The following is a 20,599-nucleotide window of genomic DNA, read 5'->3' on the forward strand; positions in this document are numbered from 1 at the left end:
TTTGGGTACATCCTCGTTGTACCCTGCTAGTCGCACCAAACCGGAAACGGGGCGGCGCGACGTCAGGCAGGTTGCCCGAGCGGCCAATGGGAGCGGACTGTAAATCCGTCGGCTTACGCCTACGCAGGTTCGAATCCTGCACCTGCCACCCAGGTCAAGACCGGTATCTAGCCGGTCTTGGCTTTTTTCTTGCCCTCATCCGTACCGCAGTCGTACCGCAGTGGGAGCCGGATCGCCTCGCCCAGCTTGTTGGCTGCGGCGGTCAGGTCGGCGTCGTAGAGGTGGCCGTAGCGGTCCAGGGTCATGGTCGCGGTGGCGTGACCCAGCTGTCGCTGGACGACCTTGATGTTGGCCCCGGACGAGATCAGCAAACTGGCACAGGTGTGGCGGAGGTCGTGCGGGGTGATGCTCGGGAAGTCGCCCTCGGCCTTCATGGCGGCGACGGCCTTGTCGAACTCGTAGCGGTACTGGTGGTTGGTCAACGCCTCGCCCTGGCGGTTGGGGAACACCAGGGCCCGGGGGTCGGTGGGCAGCTCGGCGACCAACCGTTCCCACACGGGGGGCGGCACCGCGACCTCCCGCATCTTGTTGGTCTTCGTCGCGGTGGTGACCAAACCTTGGCCCCGGACGCGGGTGGCGGACTCCCGGATCATCAATTTGCCGTCTCTGACGCCTTCTCGCCGCAGAGCGGACGCTTCCCCTAGTCGGATGCCGGTGTACCCGAGAACGAGCGTCAGCGTGGCGTACAGCCCCATCTTTGACACCAACCCCAGCAGCTGGTCGTGGGTGAGGGCGTGTTGGACGCGAGCGTTGTCGTTCGGCAGGTCGTTCTTGCGTTCGATGTCCGCCGCAACGTTTTTCGGCACCTTCCCGGTCCGCACCGCGTACTGAAGTACCGCGTGGACACACTGGTGGGTTTGGCGGATGCGGCTGGGCGACAACGGTGTTGCCTTGCGGGAGCCGTCGATGGACAGCTTCCCCAACCACTTCACCAGGTCCTCGTAGGTGATGTCCTTGACGGGCACGTGTCCCCAGCGGGGCAGGATCAGGTTGTCGAGTAGTTCCCGGTATCCGGCAACGGTTTTCGGCTTCCGGTGCGACTTGGTGAGGAGCCAGTCCTCGGCGATCACCTCGAACAGTTCCCGGCCCTTCTTCGGGCTGACGACTTCACCCCGATGGATGTCGGCGGTGATCTTGTTGAGGAATGCTTGGGCGTCGGGTTTGCGGTCGAACACTTTGGTGTGTTCCTGGCTGTCGTCGTCCACCCAGCGGACTCGCCACCGCTTACCTTTGCCGTGCATGGCGGACTTGACGGTCCGCATCACGCCGTCGTCACCTTTGACCCGTTTGGTCCACCGGTCATCGAGGCCGGCCCGGATGTTCCGCTTCGCACTCATACCGCAGAGCGTACCGCTGGAAATCTGTCGGACTGGGCGGATTGGCCCTCTGATCTGCATAGCGCTCACGAGGACACGCCAACGCTGCCCGCCGAAACCGTCCCGAATTCTCTGCCACCATGGAGTGCAAGCGATTGTGCTGATTGTTATTGGAGGAGAGATGAACGAGCGCCCGTTGACGACCATGGAGGTGTCGGAGCTGTTGGGGGTGCCGGAACCGACGCTTCGGTGGTGGCGCTATGAGGGCCGGGGCCCGCGGTGCTACCGGCTGGGTGGCCGCAAGGTCGTTTATGACCGGGCCGACTTGGAGCGGTGGGTGGAGGAGCAGAAGGCCGCGACGGTTCGGGGTGGTTGACCCCAGGCACGAAGGAAGCCCCCCGCTGGAGAGTTTGCGGGGGGCTTTCCTGATTCTATGCGCGCCTGGGCTACCGGCCTGTCACGCAATCCTGGACGGCTGATCCGTACTCGTCACCAGCCGAGACTCCCAGGTCACGGCCATCGGGCAGGACGGTCCGCTTGCGGGCGTCGCTGCTCAGGGCCCAGAGGGCACCGTCCAGCAGCCACACATCCGCACTCGAAACCTTGGTGCCAGATGAGTCCACGATGTTCCCACCGATGTACAGGGCCCCATCGGGGGTGGTGACCACCTTGGCGTCGGTCAGGTGTTCGTCCTTCGTGAAGGACCAGTTGATGGCCTCCACCCACTTGGCGGGGGCTTCTTCGCACTTGATGGCAGCATGGGCCTGGGGTGCGGTCAGCGGGGCCAGTGCAATGACTACCGGCATCGCCAGCAGGGTCAACATCTTCTTCATTTCTCTTCCTCGAATGTTCCTGTGGCCGTTGGCCGAAGGACCAGTGTTCGTCCGTTCGCCTTGACCACCAGTTTGGCGTCCACTCCACATCCGTTCAGGTAGGACGCGAGGGTGGACAGTTTCCAGTCGGTCTGCCTCTCCAGCCGACTCACCACGGTCTGTTTGGTGCCCATCGCTTCAGCGAGTTGGGCCTGGGTGAGGTCGGCGAGGTTGCGAATTCGTGACAGCTCCACCTCCTGATCGTGGCATGGCGGATCTGCCTGTTCTTGCATCGCCACCACCTCCTTGGTTTGTGGCCCCGGCGGGGCCGTGCCACCAATAGTACACGCATGTACTAGTACGGGGACGTGCTATCGGCGGCGACGGGGGTGGCTGAGTGCCATCAGTCGGTAGTTGGCCAGGTGGAGGCGGGGGAGGTGTTCGTTCGTCATCCGCATCTCCACCTCGCGGGTGAGGGCGTCCAGGAGTTTGGCGATGGTGACGGCGAGTTCTTCTTCTCGGCTGAGGGTGTGCCACCGGGTGCGGAGTCGCCGCCAGGTCTTGGTGATCATCTTCGTCACGAGGCGTTGATCCTTGCCTGGACCTTCTTGCGGGCCTCGGTTATCCACTTCTTGTTCCAGGCGGACTGGCACCGTGAGCAGTATTTGTCACCCATTGGGGTGACCCTCTGGTACTCGGCCCTTGGGTGGCCTTTGGCGCACACGTCGTCACTGATGAAGGACACGAAGTCCGTTCTCTTGGAGGCCTTTTGGTAATGGAAACCGCACAGTCGTCGTCGGATATGTCCCGCTGGGGTGTCGCAACCGTTCACGGTGCAGGGTGGGTTGTCCGCGAAGGGGCCGGTGCCACGGTATTGGTGCCGCACGTAGTGCCGGCGGCAGCACCCGCGAGACTCTACAAAGTCCTCGCACCCATCCTCTTGGCATGGGGTGTCTTTCGCTAGGACGCCCCGCCGTCCATCCCGGAAGGAATGGCGAATGTTCTCCGCCTGGGTGCCGTACTTGAGGTTGTCGACGTTGTTGTTCAGGGTGTCGTCGTCCAGGTGCATGATGACCATTCCGTCAGGTCGTGGCCCAATGAATTCGGCGGCGACGAGATGGTGGACATAGAACTGCTTTTTGTCTCCCGCTTTGGATAGGGACACATACCTGTAGCCGGAACTGGCGAGTCCGCCTGAGAGAATTCCTCCCATGCGTACGCTGAACACTCGACCGTCATCGGAAATGAGGTATTCGTCCTCGAAGCCCGCAATGGGACGCCACTCGGTCATTCGCCCCCCTCCCCGAGGAAGGCCATGATGGAACTCCGCACAATGTAAGTACGGGCCCCGATAACAACGGACTTGACCTGGCCCTGTTTGACCAGTTGATCCACCAGCCGGCGGTCGATCCCCAGGACCCGAGACGCCTGGGCAATGCCCATGAGGGCACCTGATTCATTGATTTTCATTTGGTATTTCCTGATTTTCTACAGATCGGCCAGCGTCGAATGCCAGACCGTAAGTGGCGAATTCCCATTGAATTAGGAGCGCCGAGGAGAGGTTTTCCTTCTCTCTGATTTCAGAATAAGCGACGATTCGCAAAATTAAGCAAAATTATGTGTAATCTACATCACAAAAGCTTGACAAATGAACGCCGAGGAATGGCGGATCTATTGATAGAATTAAAGGGAGAAGGGAATAAAACCCCCCACCACCTGCAAACCAACGGCAGCCAACGCCACCCGGCGTGGCGTCCAATAACGGTGCAGGAACCCCGGTAGCGTCCGCATTGGGAACTGTGGGCTTGGGAGACGACCTTTTAGAGGAGAACCCATGTCCAGAACACCCCACCATCGCTCTCGCGTTCAAGACGAACTCGAACGCCAGCAACGTGAAGAAGAACTGATCCGCGAAGCCGCCCGCACCGGGAACTGGAGCAAGCTGGAGGCCCTTGCCTCCGCAGACCTCCGCAAGGCCCGCAAGGAACTCTCGTGAGCGCCGCCGCGGCTGGTTCCGGCTCCATCGAGGCCTAAATCGAAGAAGAAGGGCTTCTGGACTCGACAGAGGGCATCCAAGAGGAGAAGAGAATGAAAACTGGTGTAAACCAACCGAATCTGGTGGTTCTGGCGTAGATGGCGACGTACCACAAAGCAACACCCCGGTACGTGATGTCGTTCAACCAGTTCTGGGAGAACCAAGCGTTCAACACCGACCTCACCCTGTGGCAGCGAGTGTTCGCCTTTGCGATGTCGCGTCACCTACCGAACCTCCACACACCATTCGAGCCCGGGCAACTGGAAAAACTCCTCGGGGTCCAGCCGGATGGAACCGTCAAAACCATTCACCGGCAGAAGCTGTGGGAAGCGATCAACCACTTGAAGAAGATTGGCTGGCTGGATCAGTCGTCCGACCGGGAATGCCTCGTGCTTCCAGCCGAGGGCTTCGCGACAGGGATGAGGGGTAACAACAAGCCCTGCCCGCACCATTGCCAGGAGGCTCCAGCTCCGTCGAATGTGGTGTTCATTCGGGACCGCTCCGTTCCGTGCTCGAGTCCCAATGAAAGAGAATCTAATAGGGACGAAGCAAAACGGCAGGCCAGGGAAGTTTTGCGTCCCGAAAAACGGGACATGATGTCCCCAAAAACGGGACAAGCCCCGGAGGTGGTCGTCTCATGACCGTGAAATGCCCAGTATGCAGCCAGTTTGTAAAGGTGAACTCCCGAGGAACCCTCCACCGGCACGGCCCTGCATTCCGTTGCCCGACTGTCGGACTCACCCCGGGCGAGATTGAGATCCTTCTTCAGGAAGGTCGACTCCCGGAGCTGACTGAGGAGCAGCGGCTCGGTGCGGTGTGTCCGGTGTGTGACCGGCGGATCAAGCTCACCAGGGCGGGATGCTTCCATCGCCACGGCCCGGAACCGTACATCTGCATGGGGTCGGGGCATTCTCCCGAGGTGGCTGCCAGATACAACCTGCCGCCGCTGTCCGAGGACCAGCTGGAGCTGTTCAGGCAGTGCTGGCGGACGGGCGACCCCCGGCCCGTGGAGGACGAGTTCGGCATCACCTGCTGGAAGGTCGGCCGGTATGCGTGCGACCGATTCGACTTCGACGGGATGCTGGCGGAGATGATCAAGTTCAACCGGAAGTGGATTGAACTCCTCATTGAACGCTCCAAAGCCCACTGGGAGGGCGTGGAACGGTGAACCCGGCTGGAACAGTGGAACAGCCCCCCCATATGCAGGCGGTGTCCCACTGTTCCGGTTCCGGTGTTGGTGAAGGAATCGGAGAGGGCAGTAGGGAAGTTGAGGTTTGCAGCTCGCTGAACTGATTCGGGAACTGGTGGAACCGAAGATGGTTGGGGGCGTGAAGATGTGCTCGGTCCTGGACCAGCTCCACGCCCTTGGCCGTCCCCGAAATCTGATCATTGAGATCGAACAGACCGCCGCCAAGTGGTACCCGGAACTGGCCTCCACGGCTGATCGGCTTCGCATCGTCGCCAACAACCCGAAGGACTCCGAGGCGATGGCAAGGACTGTGAAGAGTTGGATTCGTCGGGCCGACCGGGTGTTGAACCCGAAGCCCCGCCGGTTGATCCCCGGCCAATGCCCAGAGTGCGGTGCCTCCGAAGTGGTTCGAGACCATCGTGGTGAAGAAGTCCGCCAACCAACCCTCCTTGTCGGTGTTGATGGTTGTGAGTGCCGATCTTGTCGGGCCGTGTGGGAACCGGACCAGCTGCTGGACTTGGCGAAGTATCTCGGGTTCCCGACACCAGAAGGTGTGTGCGCGTAGTGAAAATTGTCGTCCTCGGGAACCGCATCGAGTCGGGTCGCGTCTTTGAGTCTTGGCGTCCCGACTGTGTTGAGGCCCTCAAGCAGTTGGGCCACCAGGTCACGGCCCTGCCATTCGGTTCGGTGGCCGTGCCACTCCTTCGGAATGTCGCCAAAGACGCCGACATGCTGCTGTGGCTCAAAGATGAGCCCCCCTCGCCCGCTGAGGAAGTGATCGACGCTCTGCGGAGCCTGGAGGGTCGCGGCGTGGTCACGGTCGCCCTCCATATGGACCTGTTCCATGGGGTTGAGCGCCGCAAGGACCTGATCGGGAAGTTGCCGTGGTGGACATGCCAGTACGTGTTCACCGCTGATGGCGGTGACCGGGACTGGGGTGGAGTGAACCATCGATGGTTCCCGCCGGCATTCGGCACCCGGTACCTGGGGCTGTGGGAGGCTGACGACCGGTACCGGCACAAAGCAACGTTTGTCGGAACCCACTCGCAGAGGATTCATGGTGATCACCGTGGGGCCCTGTTGCAGTGGGCGAACGGAACCTATGGGTGCGACTTCCGGCAGTACGGCACCAAGTCGTCTCCGGTGTGGGGCAAGAAGCTGAACAAGCTGTACGCGACAGCCGATTTGGTGCTGGGCGATTCGGCCCCGGCCCCGTTCTATTGGTCTGATCGCGTTCCCAGAACCCTCGGCCGAGGCGGCATCCTCGCCCATCCCCGCGTCCCCGGCATGGAGGAACAGGGCTTCACCGACGACGTGATGATCCTCTACGACCGGTTCGACTTCGCGTCCATCAAAGAACGTCGTGACTCAATGACCGCAGCCGAAGTTAAGACGATGCGGGAGAACGCAGTTCAGGTTGTTCGAGAACGCCACATATGGCCGGTGGCGATGACTCGCGTACTTAAGGAAGTTGGGCTGGCATGAGCGTCCGACACATCATCATGGCTGCCGGTGAAGGAACCCGATGGGGCAATCACACCGGAGTGCCGAAGCATCTGATTTCCCCGCTGGATGACGGTGAGGCGTTGTTGGCACGATTGGTGCGGCAGCTCCACGAGCGGGGCGAGAACGACGTGATCGTGACCGGCCCCCAGGACTACAAGGACTACCTCCCCGACCATGTTCAGGTCGTCACCCCGGATGTTTTGGGTGACACCGATGAGTGGCTGGGGGTGACCAAGTTCCACAACACGGTGCCGCATTGGTCGTCTACCGGCCGCACGATCCTCTATTGGGGTGACTGTTGGCTTGATGACTGTGTGGTGGACGCGATCACCCGGTACGAGGCTCGCCGTTGGTTGAACTGGTGCCGCGTCAACAAGTCTCGGGTCACTGGTTGCCCATACGGGGAAAACTTCGCTGTCTCGTTCTTCCCAGAGCACCACAGCAAGTACCTGGAGGCAATGCAGATCACGGCTGATGCTCACCGGGACGGTGAAATCACTCGGTCGGGCGGTTGGGAGGTGCTGCGGGCTTACGCCGGGGCGCGGGGACCGAAGATCCGCACCATGAACCGCAACCTGCCGCAGGTCCGCGATGTTGGGTATATGGGCACATCGTTCTCTGACGACTTTGACAAGCCAGAGGACTTCGACCGGTGGCAGAAGAACTGGAAGAAGCGGAATGCCTGACTTCGGCACCGATGGCATCCGGGGTGATATTTCCCCCGAGTTCGCCAAATCTCTCGGCATTGCGATTTCCCGGTTCGGCAACCAGGTTGTGGTTGGTCGAGACACCCGCATCAGCGGCCAGGAGCTGGAGGACGCCCTCGTTGAAGGGCTTCGCTACGGCGCGAATGTGCAGCGGGTTGGGGTGGTGCCCACGCCGGCCCTGTCTTACTTCACCACCGACATGGGCGTGATGATCACCGCCTCCCACAATTTGATGCCCGACAATGGGTTCAAGATTTTCGGGCGGCTGGGCTACAAGCTGAACCCGGCTGGTCAGAAGCGGGTCCAATACTTCATTGGCGTCCCCGCGGTCAACGCTGGCGGCATGGAGGACACCCGCCTGCCCGGGTTGCTGGATCACTACATTCGTCGCGTCAGCAGGGTTGTGAGGGGCCTCGCCGGCCTCAAGATCGTGGTGGACTGTGCGAACGGTGCCACCCACCGGGCCGCCCCCGAGGTGTACGCCAACGCCGGGGCTGAGGTCGTCGCCATCAACACCACCCCGGACGGCTGGAACATCAACCAGGATTGCGGCTCCACCAACCCGAGGATGCTTCAGGAAGCGGTCCTCACCCACCGGGCCGACCTTGGCATCGCTCACGACGGCGACGGGGACCGGGTCATCATGGTGGACGCCAACGGACAGATCGTTGACGGGGACGGCCTGCTGGCCGTTCTGGCGGTCGGCATGAAGGAGCGGGACGTTCTTACCGACGACACCATCGTGGTGACCCGGCTGAGCAACTCCGGGCTGTGGACCCGGCTCCGCGAAGACGACATCCGGGTGGCGGTGACCGATGTGGGTGATCACCATGTGGCGGAGCGGTTGCAGCGGAGGGGATTGGCCCTCGGCGGGGAACCGTGCGGGCACATCATCATCCCGAAGTTGTTCCCGTCCAGTGACGGCATTCTCACCGCGATGAAGGTGATGTCGATCATGGTTGAATCCGGTGCCTCGCTGGCCGATTTGGCCCATTTCGACCGGATACCGCAATCTCACATCAACATCCCCGCCCGCAAGCCCAGTATTGCCGCCCAGATGGCCCGTGAAGCGATTGACGAGATCGTTGAGGGTGTCGGCAAGGCGGGACGGATCATCGTGCGGGAGAGCGGCACTGAGCCCGTTGTCCGGGTGATGGTTGAGCATCCCACCGACGCGGACGGGCTGGCCCACGAGGTGGCCACCCACATCGAACAAGCAGAACTTCGCGCCCAGACTCTGGGTGTGTGATTTACCGGAGGTTGCATGACCATCAAGCTTGGCTGGGAGCCCCACCGCATCAAGCCAATCTTCTCCAAGGGTGTCGATTGGATTGTTTCCGTTGAGCCCGAGGGCGATTCACCTGTGTGGCCAGAAGGGGCGACCGTCACCGCGGTTGTCTACGACAAGGCCACCGACGTGTCCGCACCCTTGGACGAGTGGATCGTCCTGTACTCGTGGGAGGGCACCATCCAGGACGACGTCCTGACGATCCGGGCTGAGTCGGCGGACACCGACATGGTCCCGGCAGGCTCCCTGATGAGGATTCGCGTCAGCTTCCCCAATACCCCGAACACCGACGACTACCTGTTCGCCAAGGGCGTGGTGGCCCGCGATGACTAATTTGGAGATGCCCACCGGGGCGACAATCCGGCTCTCGGTGCCGGCGGTCCCCAGGATCTCGGTGGATGTCCCCGACAACACCCTGACCGTGGTGCCGGTTCCTGGCCCCCGGGGCCTCCTGGACCAGCTGGGCCTGCGGGCACCGGCCTGGAAATCACGGGCGCTGTCGAGACCGTGGAGGATCTTCCCGAGGACCCCGAGTGGGGTGACGCCTACCTGGTGGAGGCGGACGGCAACCTCTACGTGTACACCGACCACTGGTCGGAAGGCATCCCGTTCCAAGGTCCCCAGGGCGTCCAGGGCCCCGAGGGGCCCCAGGGTGAGCAAGGCCCCCAAGGCGAACAGGGCCCGCAAGGTGAAGTCGGTCCCCAAGGTCCGCAAGGTGAACGCGGCGAAAAGGGGGACAAGGGGGACACCGGCGAGCAAGGCCCCCAGGGGGAGGTTGGTCCCGAAGGTCCGAAGGGCGACCAAGGGGAACAGGGCCCTCAAGGTGAGCAGGGTCCCCAGGGTGAGAAGGGCGACAAGGGAGACCAGGGTGAAACCGGCCCCCAAGGTGAGACCGGCCCCCAAGGGGAACCCGGCCCGAAGGGTGACACGGGCGACCAAGGCCCGCAAGGTGAGATCGGCCTCCCGGCTCTCATCGTCTACAAGTACGACGACGGTTGGCCTGCCCGCCCGGATGATCCCCGCCCTGTCGTGTTCATTGGCGGCACCGCCCCGGACGACGCCCCAGCCGAGGAAGACCTCCTGGAGGGCGACTACTGGTTGCCGGTGTCCGAACCCGGCCCGCAGGGCGAGCAGGGGCCCCAGGGTGATTCAGGTGTCGTGACCCTGTCCCAGTCCGAGTTTGATGCGTTGTCGGCGAAGGACCCGAACACCGTGTACGTGGTGGTGCCGTGAAGGTCTACTTCGGTGACCAGCCCCTGGACGAAGCTGTGTCGGTGTACTCCGGTGGGTACGCGGCAGCCGTCTATGTGGGCGACACGAAGCTGTGGCCAACCGAAGCTGTCACAACGATTTACAGCACAGCGGGCTCCAAGTCCTACACGTTCCCCACATGGTTCCGGCTGGGGGTCGATTACCTCGATGTCATCGCACTGGGCGGCGGGGGTGGCGGGTACCGGCCCGGATCGGGGCAGACCCAGGCACCCACAGACGGTGAGGATTCAGTGGTGGTTGTGCCGACCGGCTCCGGGGATGTCTCGGTTACTGGCGATGGAGGAGCGTTCAACTCGTCCAATGGAACCCTCCCAGGGCACGCAAATGGTGCGACGGCAATCAGCATGATGTTCAAGGGCACCTTCTATTTCGAGCCCACTTCAGGTAAGGGCGGCGATGGGGTTGCCGTCACGGCTGGGGTCATCGGCCGCGGCGGGACAGGGGGCAGCTGGGGGACAAACACCCTTCAGCCCACAGGTGCGATCACCGTCACCGTGGGTGCGGGCGGGCTGCCGAGAGTGACCACATTTGGAAGTGCTTCCCCAGGAAATCCTGGCAAGGTTTGGATCATCGCCTACCCGGCGGAATAACGAAAGTCATTGAACAGTGCCATATTTCTTTGATGGTGAACAGTGGGTGCAAACCTCCGCCCAGGCCGCGGAAGGCATGTCCGCCTACGAGGTCGCGGTAGCCAACGGCTTCGAGGGGACCGAATCAGAGTGGTTGGACTCCCTTGTCGGAGAACAGGGTCCACAGGGCGAGACTGGTCCGCAAGGTGAGACCGGCTCACAGGGCGAGCAAGGCCCGCAAGGTGATCCCGGCAAGTCCGCCTACCAGGTCGCGGTAGACGAGGGTTTTGAGGGGGACGAGGAGGCCTGGCTGGAAAGCCTGGTCGGTCCCCAAGGTGAGCAAGGCCCCCAGGGTGTTCAGGGTGAACCCGGAGCCAAGGGTGACAAGGGCGATACCGGCGAAAAGGGCGACCAAGGAGATCCCGGCCTGTCGGCGTACGAGGTCGCTCTCGACAACGGCTTTGAGGGCACCGAGTCGGAGTGGCTCGACTCACTCGTGGGGGAGCAAGGGCCGCAGGGTGAGCAGGGCCCCAAGGGTGACCAGGGCGATCCTGGAACGCAGGGCGAACAGGGACCCCAGGGCGATCCCGGCCTGTCGGCCTACGAAGTGGCTGTGGACAACGGCTTCGAGGGCGATGAAGAGGATTGGCTGGAATCTCTCGTCGGCCCGCAGGGCGAACCGGGGGAGCAGGGTCCCCAGGGCGAGCAGGGCCCTCAGGGCATTCAGGGTGAGACCGGACCGCAGGGTGATCCGGGTCCGTCCGCTTATGAAGTCGCACTGGACAATGGGTTTGAGGGCGACGAAGAGGATTGGCTGGAGTCGTTGGTGGGCCCCGAGGGGCCGAAGGGCGATGCCGGCGAGCAGGGGCCGAAGGGTGATCCTGGTGAGCCTGGCGAGCAGGGGCCTCAAGGCGATCCCGGCATGTCCGCCTATGAGGTGGCCGTCGATGAGGGTTTCGAAGGCACTGAAGAGGAGTGGCTGGAATCCCTGAAGGCTGACGGCATTCCGTGGCCGGATGAAGAGGGCACCGAGGGTCAGGTCCTGTCTTATGACGGGGACGGCGGGGTTGAGTGGATTGACCCACCCGAGGGTGGCGGGGGCGGTGGTGGGGCCCTACAGATCCCCTACGACATGACCTGGACGCTGTACCTTGCACCAGGAACCGGGTCAACCAGCACCCCCTACCAGGCGTTCGAGGCAGTTATTGCGCGCGACTTCCACCTCGAAGAGGTTTCGATGCGGTATCTCACCGACACCAACCGAACAGCCACTCTTAGGCGCAACGACTCGTCACTGTCGGGCGAAACCTTGTCGCTGACTGGCAATGGGTCTTTTCAAACCGTTTACAGGAACATGAATTTAGATCTCGAACATGGGGAGAGTTTTGGAGCTGGCCTCAGTAGCACCGCCAATGTCCGCTGGGTGGTGATCACCCTTCGCGGATACACCACAATCGACCTGTAAGGAATCCCAATGGCTTTGACCTACTTCGCCGTCACCGGCACCCTCCACGCTCTCATCTCCGACTCCTCCACGGACGACGACGGCAACCCGGATGTCCAGTACATCTCCTGCTTTGTGGACTTCGCTCCCAGTGTGCGGCAAGTCCATTCGTCCACCGACAACATCGTGTACCGGCTCCAGACGATCCGTGGCCGCACCAGCGTGGACGACGGTGAACTGAAAACCATCGACGGCAACACCCTCACGCTGGTCGCCAACTCTGCCGCCCTCGACCTGGAGGCCCTGTACTACACGGTCACCTTCTCCAACGTCGTCTACGACGGCAAGCGGGACCAGGTGATCGAAGGGTTCCGGTTCCTCGCCCCGACCGACGACACGGCCATTGACCTGTCCACGGTCGAAAGGCTGCCTCTGAAGTGAGCGTGGCCATCGGCGTTGTCGCCCACTGGAAACGGGCGGACATGGCCCAGGCCCTCGCCGAACAGGTCTCAGCCTCCTTCGTGTCCGTTGACGATGGCACCCTGGGGGCTGAGGCCAACCACCTACAAGTGTGGAAACACCTGGCCGACATGGGAACCACCCACTGCTGTGTGCTGGAAGACGACGCCGTCCCGGTTGATGGTTTCCGCGACCAGCTGGACCAGGCCATCGAAGTTGCACCGGCACCCGTGGTGTCGCTGTACTTGGGTCGCAGCCGCCCACCGCAGTGGCAGCCCAAGATCTACCGGGCGATAGAGAAGGCTGACGACGACACCTGCTGGATAGTCGGCACCCATCTCCTCCACGCGGTCGGGGTGGTTATCCCTACCGACTTGGTGCAGTCGATGACCAGCCACCGGACGAACCTGCCCATCGATCAGTCGATCTCGCTGTGGGCAAGGGTGCGTGGACACAGGGTGGCGTACACCGTTCCTTCGCTTGTCGATCACCTGGACGGCCCCACTCTGATCCAGCACCCGGACGGGAAGCCGAGGCCGGCGGGCCGAGTGGCCTGGCAAGTGGGCACCCGAAACAAATGGACCGATAAGGCGGTGAACCTGTAATGGCGTGGAAAGTTGACGCCCCCGGTTCTTGCATTTCCCGGCGGACAAAAACAATCGTCATGAAAAGGGACCGCGGCGAATGCCAGCTCGGATATGAAGGCTGCGATGTCACCGTGGGAATCGAATTCGACCACATTGTCTCCGTGAAGGCGATGAAAATTGCCCGCGTGAACGCTGACGACCCGGAACTCATTCAGCTGGCCTGTGTCCCGTGTCACCGGAAAAAGGGCTCTTCGCACTTGACGGTGTAGAGACGATCAGCTGCTTTCGCGCTGTGATCGAGGGGTCTGGTTGGCTTGGGGTGTGCCGGAGAAGAAGCGGAAGAGCAAGAGGAAGAGCGGAGTGTCCGGGGGCAGTGTGGACCTGGCGTTGCTGCAGAAGCTAATGGCCGACGCTGGTCGGAACGTGTTCGCGGGAATGTTCGATGAGCCGACGCCCGAGGTGCGGGCGGTGCCGGATCGTGCGCGGGGCTTCCGGGTGCGCGTCGACCTGATGTACGCCAAGCCGCCGATCTGGCGTCGGCTGGACCTGCCGGGCGACCTCATGCTCGATGAGCTCCATGTTGTGCTGCAGGTCGTTATGGGCTGGCAGGACAGTCATCTGCATAAGTTCGGTGTCGGGGCGGACCGGCGGACCCGTGCCTACTTCGTCACCGGGTTTGATCTCAGCGAAGGCGACGACGGTGTCGTCGAGGACAGCGTGCGCCTCGATCAGGTGGTGTCCGATAAGGGCGAGCGGTTGTTCTACGATTACGACTTCGGCGACGGATGGGACCACGTGCTCGTGGTCGAAGACGTTTTCGATGATCCGCCCCCGGCTGCGGTGTGTCTGACGGGAAAGATGGCCTGTCCGCCGGAGGACTGTGGTGGCCTGGGCGGCTATGAGGAGTTGGCTGCGTGGGTTCGCGGCGGGTACGACCCGCGGGAAACGCCGATGGGACTCGGTGCGCAGGAGATGAGGGACTGGCTGCCCCGGGGCTGGCACCCCGACCGTTTCTCGGTGGCCGAGACCAATGACGCTCTGGCCGCGTTGAACACGCGTTGAGGATTCTTCACCGCCGAGGTTGACGGAGCTGGGTTCGGAAGCCTCCGGTCTCGAGCAGGGACCGGGCGATGTAGTTGGTGAGGTTGCGGAAGCCCAGGGCGGATCCGCGCAGGTGTTCGAGGCGGCCGTTGATCGCTTCGGTCGGCCCGTTGGAGGTGCCGGGGCGGTCGAAGTAGGCCAGGACGTCGGCGGCACGCTTCTTCAGTGTCCGCCCGAGGGTGATCAGCTCGGTCAGCGACGTGGGGACGCCTGTGCTCAGCGTGGTGATCAGTGCAGCCATCATGGTGCGGCCCTTGGTGCGGTCTGGTTCGCGGTAGGCGGCCACGGTGCGTTGATACATCGCCCAGGTGGCCTCGATCTCGGCGTGCGCGTTGGCGGCGAACAGTGCGGCCAGTCGGGCTTTCTGGCGGTCGGTGAGCAGGTCGGCCCCGGTGTGCAGGGTGCGTCGCGATCGGTAGAGCGGGTCGGTGCTGCGGCCGCGGTGCCCGCAGGTGGCCAGCTGCACGCGGCGTCGGCACTCGTCGAGGGCGTTGCCGGCCAGGCGGACCACGTGGAAGGGGTCCATCACCGTGGCCGCGTCAGGCAGTTCTTCGGTGGCGGCGGTCTTGAACCCGGAGAACCCGTCCATGGCAACAACGTCCACACGATCACGCCACTCCTGTGGCCGCTGTGCCAGCCAGTCGGCGAACGCCTTCTTGGAGCGGCCCTCCACCATGTCGAGCAGCCGTGCGGGGCCGGTCCCGTCACGCACGGGCGTGAGATCGATGATGACGGTGACGTACTTGTCGCCGCGGCGAGTGTGCCGCCACACGTGCTCATCGACGCCGATCACCGCGACGCCATCGAACCGGGCCGGATCGGCGATGAGCACCCGCTGACCTTCGGCGAGCACGGCGTTGTTGGCAGTGTTCCACGACACCGCAAGCGCCTCGGCGACCCGGGCCACCGACAGGTGTTGGCAGACAAGGGCTTCCAGCGCCCACCGCAGAGCACGCCGGGACAGCCTGGCCCGCGGTTCGGCTGCGGCGCTGGCATCCTGGCGCCACACATGAGCGCAGCCGGCGCAACGGTAACGGCGGATCGTGACCAGCAAAGCCGTGGGTCGCCACCCGAACGGTTCATGAGCCAACGTGCGAGTCACGCTGTCACGTACAACGCCTTCTTCGCCGCAGCGGCGGCACCACCGATCCTCATCGGCGACCCGGCACGCCAGCACGGCCCGATCAGGGTCGAGGCGTTGGCCGGTCACCTCCAACCCGAGCTCGTCGAGGCGGCAGAAAGTCGTCAGGTCAGCGCAGGCGAAGCCCGCCCGACCGGTAGCGTCAGGCACGTCGAGGTCTTTCAGATGGATGGCGTAGGAACCTCCATCATCGGAAGACCTCGACCCCTATCCCGGCACCGACGCGCCGACGACCTCTACACCCTCAACTGCGAAGAGCCGGAAAAAGACTCAGAGGGAGGCGTGGGAGGGCCGCAATAAATGGCGACGGAAACCAATGCCTCACCCTGGTCTTGCGAAATAGCTGAACAGCTGATTTGACGAATTCAATGTTATAATCAGCAGTAGGAGAAGGTTTTCTTTCTATGAAATTCACTTGCCTCTGTGGCCACTCAATGGGTGAACATCCCGGTGGGAATTCCTGCCAGGAACCGACCGGCCGCTGCCAATGCCAGCAAGCCATCTGGCTTTGCCCCAAGTGTCAGCACGCCAAGACCACCCACGAGAACGGTCCCTGTGTCCGCGTTGTTCAACGGACACAAACGCTGTGCCGCTGCGAGTTCAGCGACTGGCCCACAAGCTAATTGACTCCCCCGCCCGTGCCCTTCTCTCTCCTCCCGGGGGCGGGCCGCGCCGAGACGGGTATCTAGAAGGCGCGGCCACTTTCACTTCAGGGAAGCCGCCGAATGGAATTGCCAGATGCCCCGGACGGCTTCCACTGGGTCGTGGTGGGGGTACCCACACAGCCATGGGTGTGGGTCCACGACTTCGTAGCACACTCCACCAAACGCAAAGTCTTGTGGTCCTACAGGGTGCTGGTAGCGACAGCAGGGGACGCCTGGGCGTACATCGATGAGGATTGAGACAGCTGCCATCGTCTTGGCCGCAGGCGTCGGGACCCGGATGCAATCCAACACCCCGAAGGTGCTCCACCGGCTGGCCGGGAGAACAATCATCTCCCATGTCCTGCACGCGGTCTCAACGCTTCGAGCCGACCGCCTGATTGTTGTTCTCGGGTACGAGCGGCATCAGATCCTTCCCGAAGTGGAACAGGTAGCAGCCGAACTTGGCATAGACCTATGGATCACCGTCCAGGAGCAACAACGAGGCACCGGACATGCCGTTTCCTGCGGCCTGACAGCCCTCCCAGACGACTTTCACGGCCGAGTGGTGGTAACACCAGGGGACACACCGCTTCTCGCCCCAGAGACGTTCACAGCGTTGATGGACTGTCCCACCAACACGGTGGTGACCACCACCCTGAACGACCCCACCGGATACGGCAGGGTCCTGCGGATGCCCGATGCGGACCTGATCGGGATCGTTGAGCACAGCGACGCCAACACCCACCAGCTCACCATCCGCGAAGTCAACGCCGGGATCTACAGCTTCGCCCATGACGGACTCCACACCAGCCTGATGCGGCTGCGGGCCGACAACGCCCAGCGGGAACTGTACCTACCGGATGTGGTTGGCCTCCTCCGCGAAGACGGCCACAACGTTCACACCCTCCAGGTGGAGCCCGATGTGGTTGCGGGGGTGAACGACCGGGCCCAGTTGGCTGAAGCCGCGAGGATTCTCAACCGCAGGATCGTCACCGCCCACCAGTTGGCCGGCGTCACAATCACCGACCCGGCAACAACGTGGATCGACCTGGACGTGAAGATCGGCCGGGACACCATCATCCACCCCAACACCCACATCCACGGGGACACCAGGATCGGGGCGGGCTGCGAGATCGGCCCCTTTGCCTATGTGCGGCCAGGAACCCACCTCGGGGACGGCAGCAAGGTCGGGGCGTTCGTGGAGGTGAAGAACTCCACCATCGGCACCGGCACCAAGATCCCACACTTGACCTACGTGGGGGACGCAGACATCGGGGACCACACCAACATCGGTGCGGGCACAGTTGTCGCGAACTACGACGGCCAAACGAAACACCGGACCACCATCGGATCGAACGTGAAGGGCGGGGCGGACACCACCTACGTGGCACCAGTCACTGTTGGGGACAACGCCTACACGGGTGCGGGAACCGTGGTCCGAGAAGACATTCCACCGGCACACCTGGCGGTATCGGCCGGGAAGCAACGGAACATCGAGAAGAGGAAGACGTGCTGAAAGACTTCCTGATGAAGGACGTGATGTCGAGCCCTGTGTACAAGAGCTTGATCGAGCAAGTGGAGGCTCGCCTCCGTCAGGTGATCCGTGAGGAGCTTGAGCGGGCGGGCCACTGTGGATGCGCGCCTGAAGCGCCGAGGCCGGGTTGTCACTGATCCGCTGACCGCAGGCGCGCCATCCAGGTGTTGAGCAGCTCGGTGATGAACTGTCGCCCTTCTTCCAGGGACATGGGGTTGTTTATCTCCGCGGTAGATCTGGCATGGCGGGCCTTCTGAGCAGGCACCGTAAACCGGCTGACACCGTTCTTGCTCACTCCCAGCAGTTCGTGAACTGCGTTCGGCATGGTCTCGTCCTTCTGGATCGAGTCCCGGACAATCTCGTACACGTCATAGAGTTCACGGAAGGTGATTGGATTGGTCCTCCCGAGGATTCCGAGCGCTTCAGCAACGTCGGGATGGGATCCGGCCAAGGCGGCACGCCCCGGCCAGGGCGATGGCGGGCCAGGGACCTCTGTGCCGTCTGGTCGTCGCTGAGTAACCACCGGGACGCCTCCGCGGAGTTCAAGCAAGGCAGGGCGCGGATATATCACTTCTGATCCACCATCGGTGACCCTGCCACCAAGTTCGACCGGTCGGAACCCTCTGTGGTGAAGAGCGGCAAGCCCATTCAGGATCGATAGGACCCGCTGGGCCACCGCGTGCGGGTTCTCGCCGTCCGAAGAGTTCTCGATCTCCGGAGACGTCAGATAATACCGGCCATCCTCCAGCACCACCCGCGTGTCCCCGGAGTCGAAGAGAACGGCGAGAACCTGAAGATCTGTTCGGTGACCGTCCAACCATACCTTGATCCGTGCAGCATCGTGTGTGGGGTCCATCCACTGATCATCGCTCAGGGGTGCGACATCACGCGGACGGATTGTGGTGTGTTCGGTGCCGAGAGACGAAATGCCCTCCGCCTCAGCGATCTGGTTTCCCGGAAGGTTCGACAATCTGTGGAGGATCCTCGACACCTTCTATCTCGCCTAGCGGACCAGGAAGAGGATTGTGTTGCTTCTGCGCCGTTGCCAGCGCCCACCGGACCTCTTCGTCTTTGAACTCCAAGGCACGATTCCGCAGATTGCGCAGGCTCCGAAGGAGCACGATCCGAGACCACCACGGGTGCCAAGCCAAACCGGTAAGGACCCCGGCGGCATCACGGACCAATGTGTTGAAGTACCCGTTGATCGGACCCGAGTAACCCTTCAGGTCGGGAAAGTAATCGACGGCATCCTCACTGAGGCCTCGTGCCGCGTGCGCGAGAACGACATAGTGATGCACGGCTTTGCGCGGAATGCGTGCGATCAAGGCCGCGGTTTCCAAGTCGTGGACCGCGGTGATGAAGTCCCTAAAGCCGACGTGATCAGGTTCAGTGGCCCACCGTTGGGATTCGGTCTCGCGGAGGGCCTTGAGGACTGCACTGCGGACCTCTCGGCGCGAGCGGCCACCGCCAAACCAATTGCCGATCAGCGACGCGACTCCCAGGGCGCCCAGAAGTGGGGCGTACTGCAATAGGTTCTGTACGTTCATGCCGTGAAGGTATCGCCCGCCGACCCGCTGTCGGTCACCGAGGGCTGAAGAACCACCCCCGATGCGGAAGGTCAGCCCGACATCCGGTCAGCCAGTGGCACAGCGTGGCTGGTCTTATCCGTCCCAGCGATCAAAAAGTCGCCGCGGAACTCGAACGCTTTGAAGTACTCGTGGTAGTACCGGTTCACCTGCTCAACCAGCTGGAGGTAATCGAAGATGTACCGCCAGAGGAACGAGACATTCTCCTGCGGTGTCAGCTTCACGATGATGGAGTCGAACTGGCTGAACATGACGAAGTAGCCACGCTGTTCGATTGCAATGATGTAGTTGATCAGCTCGGAGGATAGATGGCCGGAGAATTCCAGAAGCTCGCGGTTGAGTTTCCGGGACTTCTCTGACGATCTTAGAAGGGCATCTCGGACCGTGGCCGGCCGTTCTGACCCATCGGAATTCACAATCTTCATCTTTACCTGCGTATTCAGTGAGATGAGGGAGCAGGTCTCAGCCACGTTCTCGGCGGTACAGCGGCGGCCAGTCGGCGCACCGGCCGCCCCGTTCAACAGCCCCATCAGAGTCACTGCTTCCGCAACGATCTGATTGACGAGCGGCGACAGGTTCTCGTACACGTTCTGTCGATCTCGACGCAGAGGGAGCCGAACTACCAGCAGATAGAAGACGAACGCTCCGATATAGGCGATGCCCAAGTCGTAGAGGAGGTCGCCCCATTGAGCGCCCATGTGGAAGATGGGCCGCACCTTTGCGAACACAACGTGCTGAAGGACCGTGTACACGACGAAGAACCCCAACGCGGCCCAGAGGGACCGATTGAGCCGCCGCTCATGGGAACTCAAATACGCGTAGCGGTTCCAGCTGCGGTAGGCATCCAGCAACGCCCTGAGCTTCAGTTGGCTCTTTCGCACAAGAGCATCCCCCGACTGCGCGATGTCAAAAGCAGAGAAAGACACCAGCCATTACCCAGGCCTGGGGTGAACCCACACCACCAACAGATAAGGCCCCGCTGATGAAGCCGAGGCCGGCGACTGGCCACGGGTCGCCCTACCCCTGACCCGACCCCTGTCCTTCTTCAGCGATCCCAAAAGCCCTCCGCAGGTTATTGGTGAGGGCGAGACGCTGCTCATCGATTCGACTCACAGCGTCGATCAGCTCCATCTGCGACAGCGTCAACATCGCAATCCAGTCGCTGTAGTACTTCGCTTCGGACTCCACAGACTTTGGGTCGCCGTTCACGAGCCTGTCCCTCATGTGGTCGACCAAGGCCTGACCGGCCTTAAACCTGTCTGAGACCGTCAAGCCCTCGACCCACTTGAGATTCGGATCATCCACCACAATTTCCCCCTTCAGCGGGTGTTTCCGTACCGACCAATGTA

At 62.4% G+C, this 20,599-nt stretch carries 28 protein-coding genes and 1 tRNA gene; 18 read left to right on the forward strand and 11 right to left on the reverse strand.

Annotated features, from left to right (window positions below):
- Positions 1-65: 65 nt before the first annotated feature.
- Positions 66-148 (forward strand) — tRNA-Tyr (locus tag AT701_RS05585).
- Between the two features lie 19 nt (positions 149-167).
- On the opposite strand, the gene AT701_RS05590 is transcribed toward AT701_RS05585, so the two are convergent.
- A complete protein-coding gene (locus tag AT701_RS05590) occupies positions 168-1,397 on the reverse strand; it encodes a tyrosine-type recombinase/integrase (protein WP_058125350.1) in 1,230 nt (409 codons plus the stop codon).
- Positions 1,398-1,557: 160 nt separating this feature from the next.
- Between AT701_RS05590 and AT701_RS05595 the strand changes: the two genes are divergently transcribed.
- Positions 1,558-1,752, forward strand: coding sequence for a helix-turn-helix transcriptional regulator (locus AT701_RS05595; protein ID WP_058127542.1), 195 nt, complete (start codon positions 1,558-1,560; stop codon positions 1,750-1,752).
- Between the two features lie 70 nt (positions 1,753-1,822).
- Here the strand turns inward: AT701_RS05595 and AT701_RS05600 are convergent, their stop codons facing one another.
- The 5 genes from AT701_RS05600 to AT701_RS05620 all read right to left on the reverse strand — a co-directional run bounded on the left by AT701_RS05600 (position 1,823) and on the right by AT701_RS05620 (position 3,658).
- The gene (locus AT701_RS05600) at positions 1,823-2,209 is read right to left on the reverse strand and encodes a hypothetical protein (protein ID WP_058125351.1); all 387 of its coding nucleotides are present in this window, start codon (positions 2,207-2,209) and stop codon (positions 1,823-1,825) included.
- Complete coding sequence (locus AT701_RS05605; RefSeq protein ID WP_223496100.1) at positions 2,206-2,481, reverse strand: type II toxin-antitoxin system RelB family anti-toxin; 276 nt, start codon at positions 2,479-2,481, stop codon at positions 2,206-2,208. The genes AT701_RS05600 and AT701_RS05605 overlap by 4 nt, the downstream gene beginning before the upstream one ends.
- A gap of 78 nt (positions 2,482-2,559) precedes the next feature.
- Positions 2,560-2,769 (reverse strand): hypothetical protein, encoded by a 210-nt coding sequence (locus AT701_RS05610; protein WP_081319382.1) that lies wholly within the window; start codon positions 2,767-2,769, stop codon positions 2,560-2,562.
- Entirely contained in the window at positions 2,766-3,479 is a 714-nt protein-coding gene (locus AT701_RS34030; RefSeq protein WP_081319383.1) for an NUMOD4 motif-containing HNH endonuclease, read from the reverse strand. The genes AT701_RS05610 and AT701_RS34030 overlap by 4 nt, the downstream gene beginning before the upstream one ends.
- Entirely contained in the window at positions 3,476-3,658 is a 183-nt protein-coding gene (locus tag AT701_RS05620; protein ID WP_058125355.1) for a helix-turn-helix domain-containing protein, read from the reverse strand. The genes AT701_RS34030 and AT701_RS05620 overlap by 4 nt, the downstream gene beginning before the upstream one ends.
- 364 nt (positions 3,659-4,022) lie before the next feature.
- On the opposite strand from AT701_RS05620, the gene AT701_RS34595 reads away from it, so the two are divergent.
- From AT701_RS34595 to AT701_RS05700, 15 genes are all read left to right on the forward strand, one after another.
- The gene (locus tag AT701_RS34595) at positions 4,023-4,184 is read left to right on the forward strand and encodes a hypothetical protein (RefSeq protein ID WP_157892504.1); all 162 of its coding nucleotides are present in this window, start codon (positions 4,023-4,025) and stop codon (positions 4,182-4,184) included.
- 173 nt (positions 4,185-4,357) lie between these two features.
- A complete protein-coding gene (locus AT701_RS05625) occupies positions 4,358-4,864 on the forward strand; it encodes a hypothetical protein (RefSeq protein ID WP_157892505.1) in 507 nt (168 codons plus the stop codon).
- Positions 4,861-5,391, forward strand: a complete 531-nt coding sequence (locus AT701_RS34600) for a hypothetical protein (RefSeq protein WP_157892506.1) — start codon at positions 4,861-4,863, stop codon at positions 5,389-5,391. The genes AT701_RS05625 and AT701_RS34600 overlap by 4 nt, the downstream gene beginning before the upstream one ends.
- Before the next feature lie 106 nt (positions 5,392-5,497).
- The gene (locus tag AT701_RS05635; protein ID WP_058125358.1) at positions 5,498-5,977 is read left to right on the forward strand and encodes a DUF7340 domain-containing protein; all 480 of its coding nucleotides are present in this window, start codon (positions 5,498-5,500) and stop codon (positions 5,975-5,977) included.
- The gene (locus AT701_RS05640) at positions 5,977-6,897 is read left to right on the forward strand and encodes a hypothetical protein (RefSeq protein WP_058125359.1); all 921 of its coding nucleotides are present in this window, start codon (positions 5,977-5,979) and stop codon (positions 6,895-6,897) included. The genes AT701_RS05635 and AT701_RS05640 overlap by 1 nt, the downstream gene beginning before the upstream one ends.
- Positions 6,894-7,604, forward strand: a complete 711-nt coding sequence (locus tag AT701_RS05645) for a glycosyltransferase family protein (protein ID WP_157892507.1) — start codon at positions 6,894-6,896, stop codon at positions 7,602-7,604. The genes AT701_RS05640 and AT701_RS05645 overlap by 4 nt, the downstream gene beginning before the upstream one ends.
- Positions 7,597-8,874: a phosphohexomutase domain-containing protein gene (locus AT701_RS05650; RefSeq protein ID WP_058125361.1), complete on the forward strand. Its 1,278-nt coding sequence runs from the start codon at positions 7,597-7,599 to the stop codon at positions 8,872-8,874. Before AT701_RS05645 ends, AT701_RS05650 begins: the two co-directional genes overlap by 8 nt.
- A 15-nt stretch (positions 8,875-8,889) precedes the next feature.
- Positions 8,890-9,246, forward strand: a complete 357-nt coding sequence (locus AT701_RS05655) for an LtfC-like domain-containing protein (RefSeq protein ID WP_058125362.1) — start codon at positions 8,890-8,892, stop codon at positions 9,244-9,246.
- Positions 9,247-9,420: 174 nt separating this feature from the next.
- On the forward strand, positions 9,421-10,146 hold the full coding sequence (locus tag AT701_RS05660; RefSeq protein ID WP_058125363.1) for a collagen-like protein: 726 nt from the start codon (positions 9,421-9,423) through the stop codon (positions 10,144-10,146).
- Complete coding sequence (locus tag AT701_RS05665; protein ID WP_058125364.1) at positions 10,143-10,775, forward strand: hypothetical protein; 633 nt, start codon at positions 10,143-10,145, stop codon at positions 10,773-10,775. Before AT701_RS05660 ends, AT701_RS05665 begins: the two co-directional genes overlap by 4 nt.
- A gap of 76 nt (positions 10,776-10,851) precedes the next feature.
- Positions 10,852-12,219: a collagen-like domain-containing protein gene (locus tag AT701_RS34605; RefSeq protein ID WP_157892508.1), complete on the forward strand. Its 1,368-nt coding sequence runs from the start codon at positions 10,852-10,854 to the stop codon at positions 12,217-12,219.
- A 9-nt stretch (positions 12,220-12,228) separates the two neighbouring features.
- Positions 12,229-12,639, forward strand: a complete 411-nt coding sequence (locus AT701_RS05685; RefSeq protein WP_058125368.1) for a hypothetical protein — start codon at positions 12,229-12,231, stop codon at positions 12,637-12,639.
- Complete coding sequence (locus AT701_RS05690; protein WP_058125369.1) at positions 12,636-13,262, forward strand: glycosyltransferase family protein; 627 nt, start codon at positions 12,636-12,638, stop codon at positions 13,260-13,262. Before AT701_RS05685 ends, AT701_RS05690 begins: the two co-directional genes overlap by 4 nt.
- Positions 13,263-13,414: 152 nt before the next feature.
- Positions 13,415-13,513 carry a hypothetical protein gene (locus AT701_RS36060; protein WP_353961015.1) on the forward strand — a complete coding sequence of 33 codons (99 nt, stop codon included), beginning with the start codon at positions 13,415-13,417 and terminating at the stop codon, positions 13,511-13,513.
- 91 nt (positions 13,514-13,604) lie between these two features.
- A complete protein-coding gene (locus AT701_RS05700) occupies positions 13,605-14,306 on the forward strand; it encodes a plasmid pRiA4b ORF-3 family protein (protein WP_011726740.1) in 702 nt (233 codons plus the stop codon).
- 7 nt (positions 14,307-14,313) lie between these two features.
- On the opposite strand, the gene AT701_RS05705 is transcribed toward AT701_RS05700, so the two are convergent.
- Positions 14,314-15,636, reverse strand: a complete 1,323-nt coding sequence (locus AT701_RS05705; protein ID WP_011726739.1) for an ISL3-like element IS1096 family transposase — start codon at positions 15,634-15,636, stop codon at positions 14,314-14,316.
- A gap of 741 nt (positions 15,637-16,377) precedes the next feature.
- Here AT701_RS05705 and AT701_RS05710 point away from each other — a divergent pair.
- The gene (locus AT701_RS05710; protein ID WP_058125371.1) at positions 16,378-17,646 is read left to right on the forward strand and encodes a bifunctional UDP-N-acetylglucosamine diphosphorylase/glucosamine-1-phosphate N-acetyltransferase GlmU; all 1,269 of its coding nucleotides are present in this window, start codon (positions 16,378-16,380) and stop codon (positions 17,644-17,646) included.
- A gap of 148 nt (positions 17,647-17,794) precedes the next feature.
- Here the strand turns inward: AT701_RS05710 and AT701_RS05715 are convergent, their stop codons facing one another.
- The 4 genes from AT701_RS05715 to AT701_RS05730 form a co-directional block, all read right to left on the reverse strand.
- Positions 17,795-18,520, reverse strand: coding sequence for a hypothetical protein (locus AT701_RS05715; protein WP_058125372.1), 726 nt, complete (start codon positions 18,518-18,520; stop codon positions 17,795-17,797).
- Positions 18,521-18,602: 82 nt separating this feature from the next.
- Positions 18,603-19,211, reverse strand: coding sequence for a hypothetical protein (locus AT701_RS05720; protein WP_058125373.1), 609 nt, complete (start codon positions 19,209-19,211; stop codon positions 18,603-18,605).
- A gap of 71 nt (positions 19,212-19,282) precedes the next feature.
- Positions 19,283-20,176: a hypothetical protein gene (locus AT701_RS05725; protein WP_157892509.1), complete on the reverse strand. Its 894-nt coding sequence runs from the start codon at positions 20,174-20,176 to the stop codon at positions 19,283-19,285.
- A 91-nt stretch (positions 20,177-20,267) separates the two neighbouring features.
- A complete protein-coding gene (locus tag AT701_RS05730) occupies positions 20,268-20,555 on the reverse strand; it encodes a hypothetical protein (RefSeq protein WP_157892510.1) in 288 nt (95 codons plus the stop codon).
- Between the last annotated feature and the right edge of the window lie 44 nt (positions 20,556-20,599).

The organism is Mycolicibacterium smegmatis (assembly GCF_001457595.1).
In the GTDB taxonomy this organism is placed as follows: domain Bacteria; phylum Actinomycetota; class Actinomycetes; order Mycobacteriales; family Mycobacteriaceae; genus Mycobacterium; species Mycobacterium smegmatis.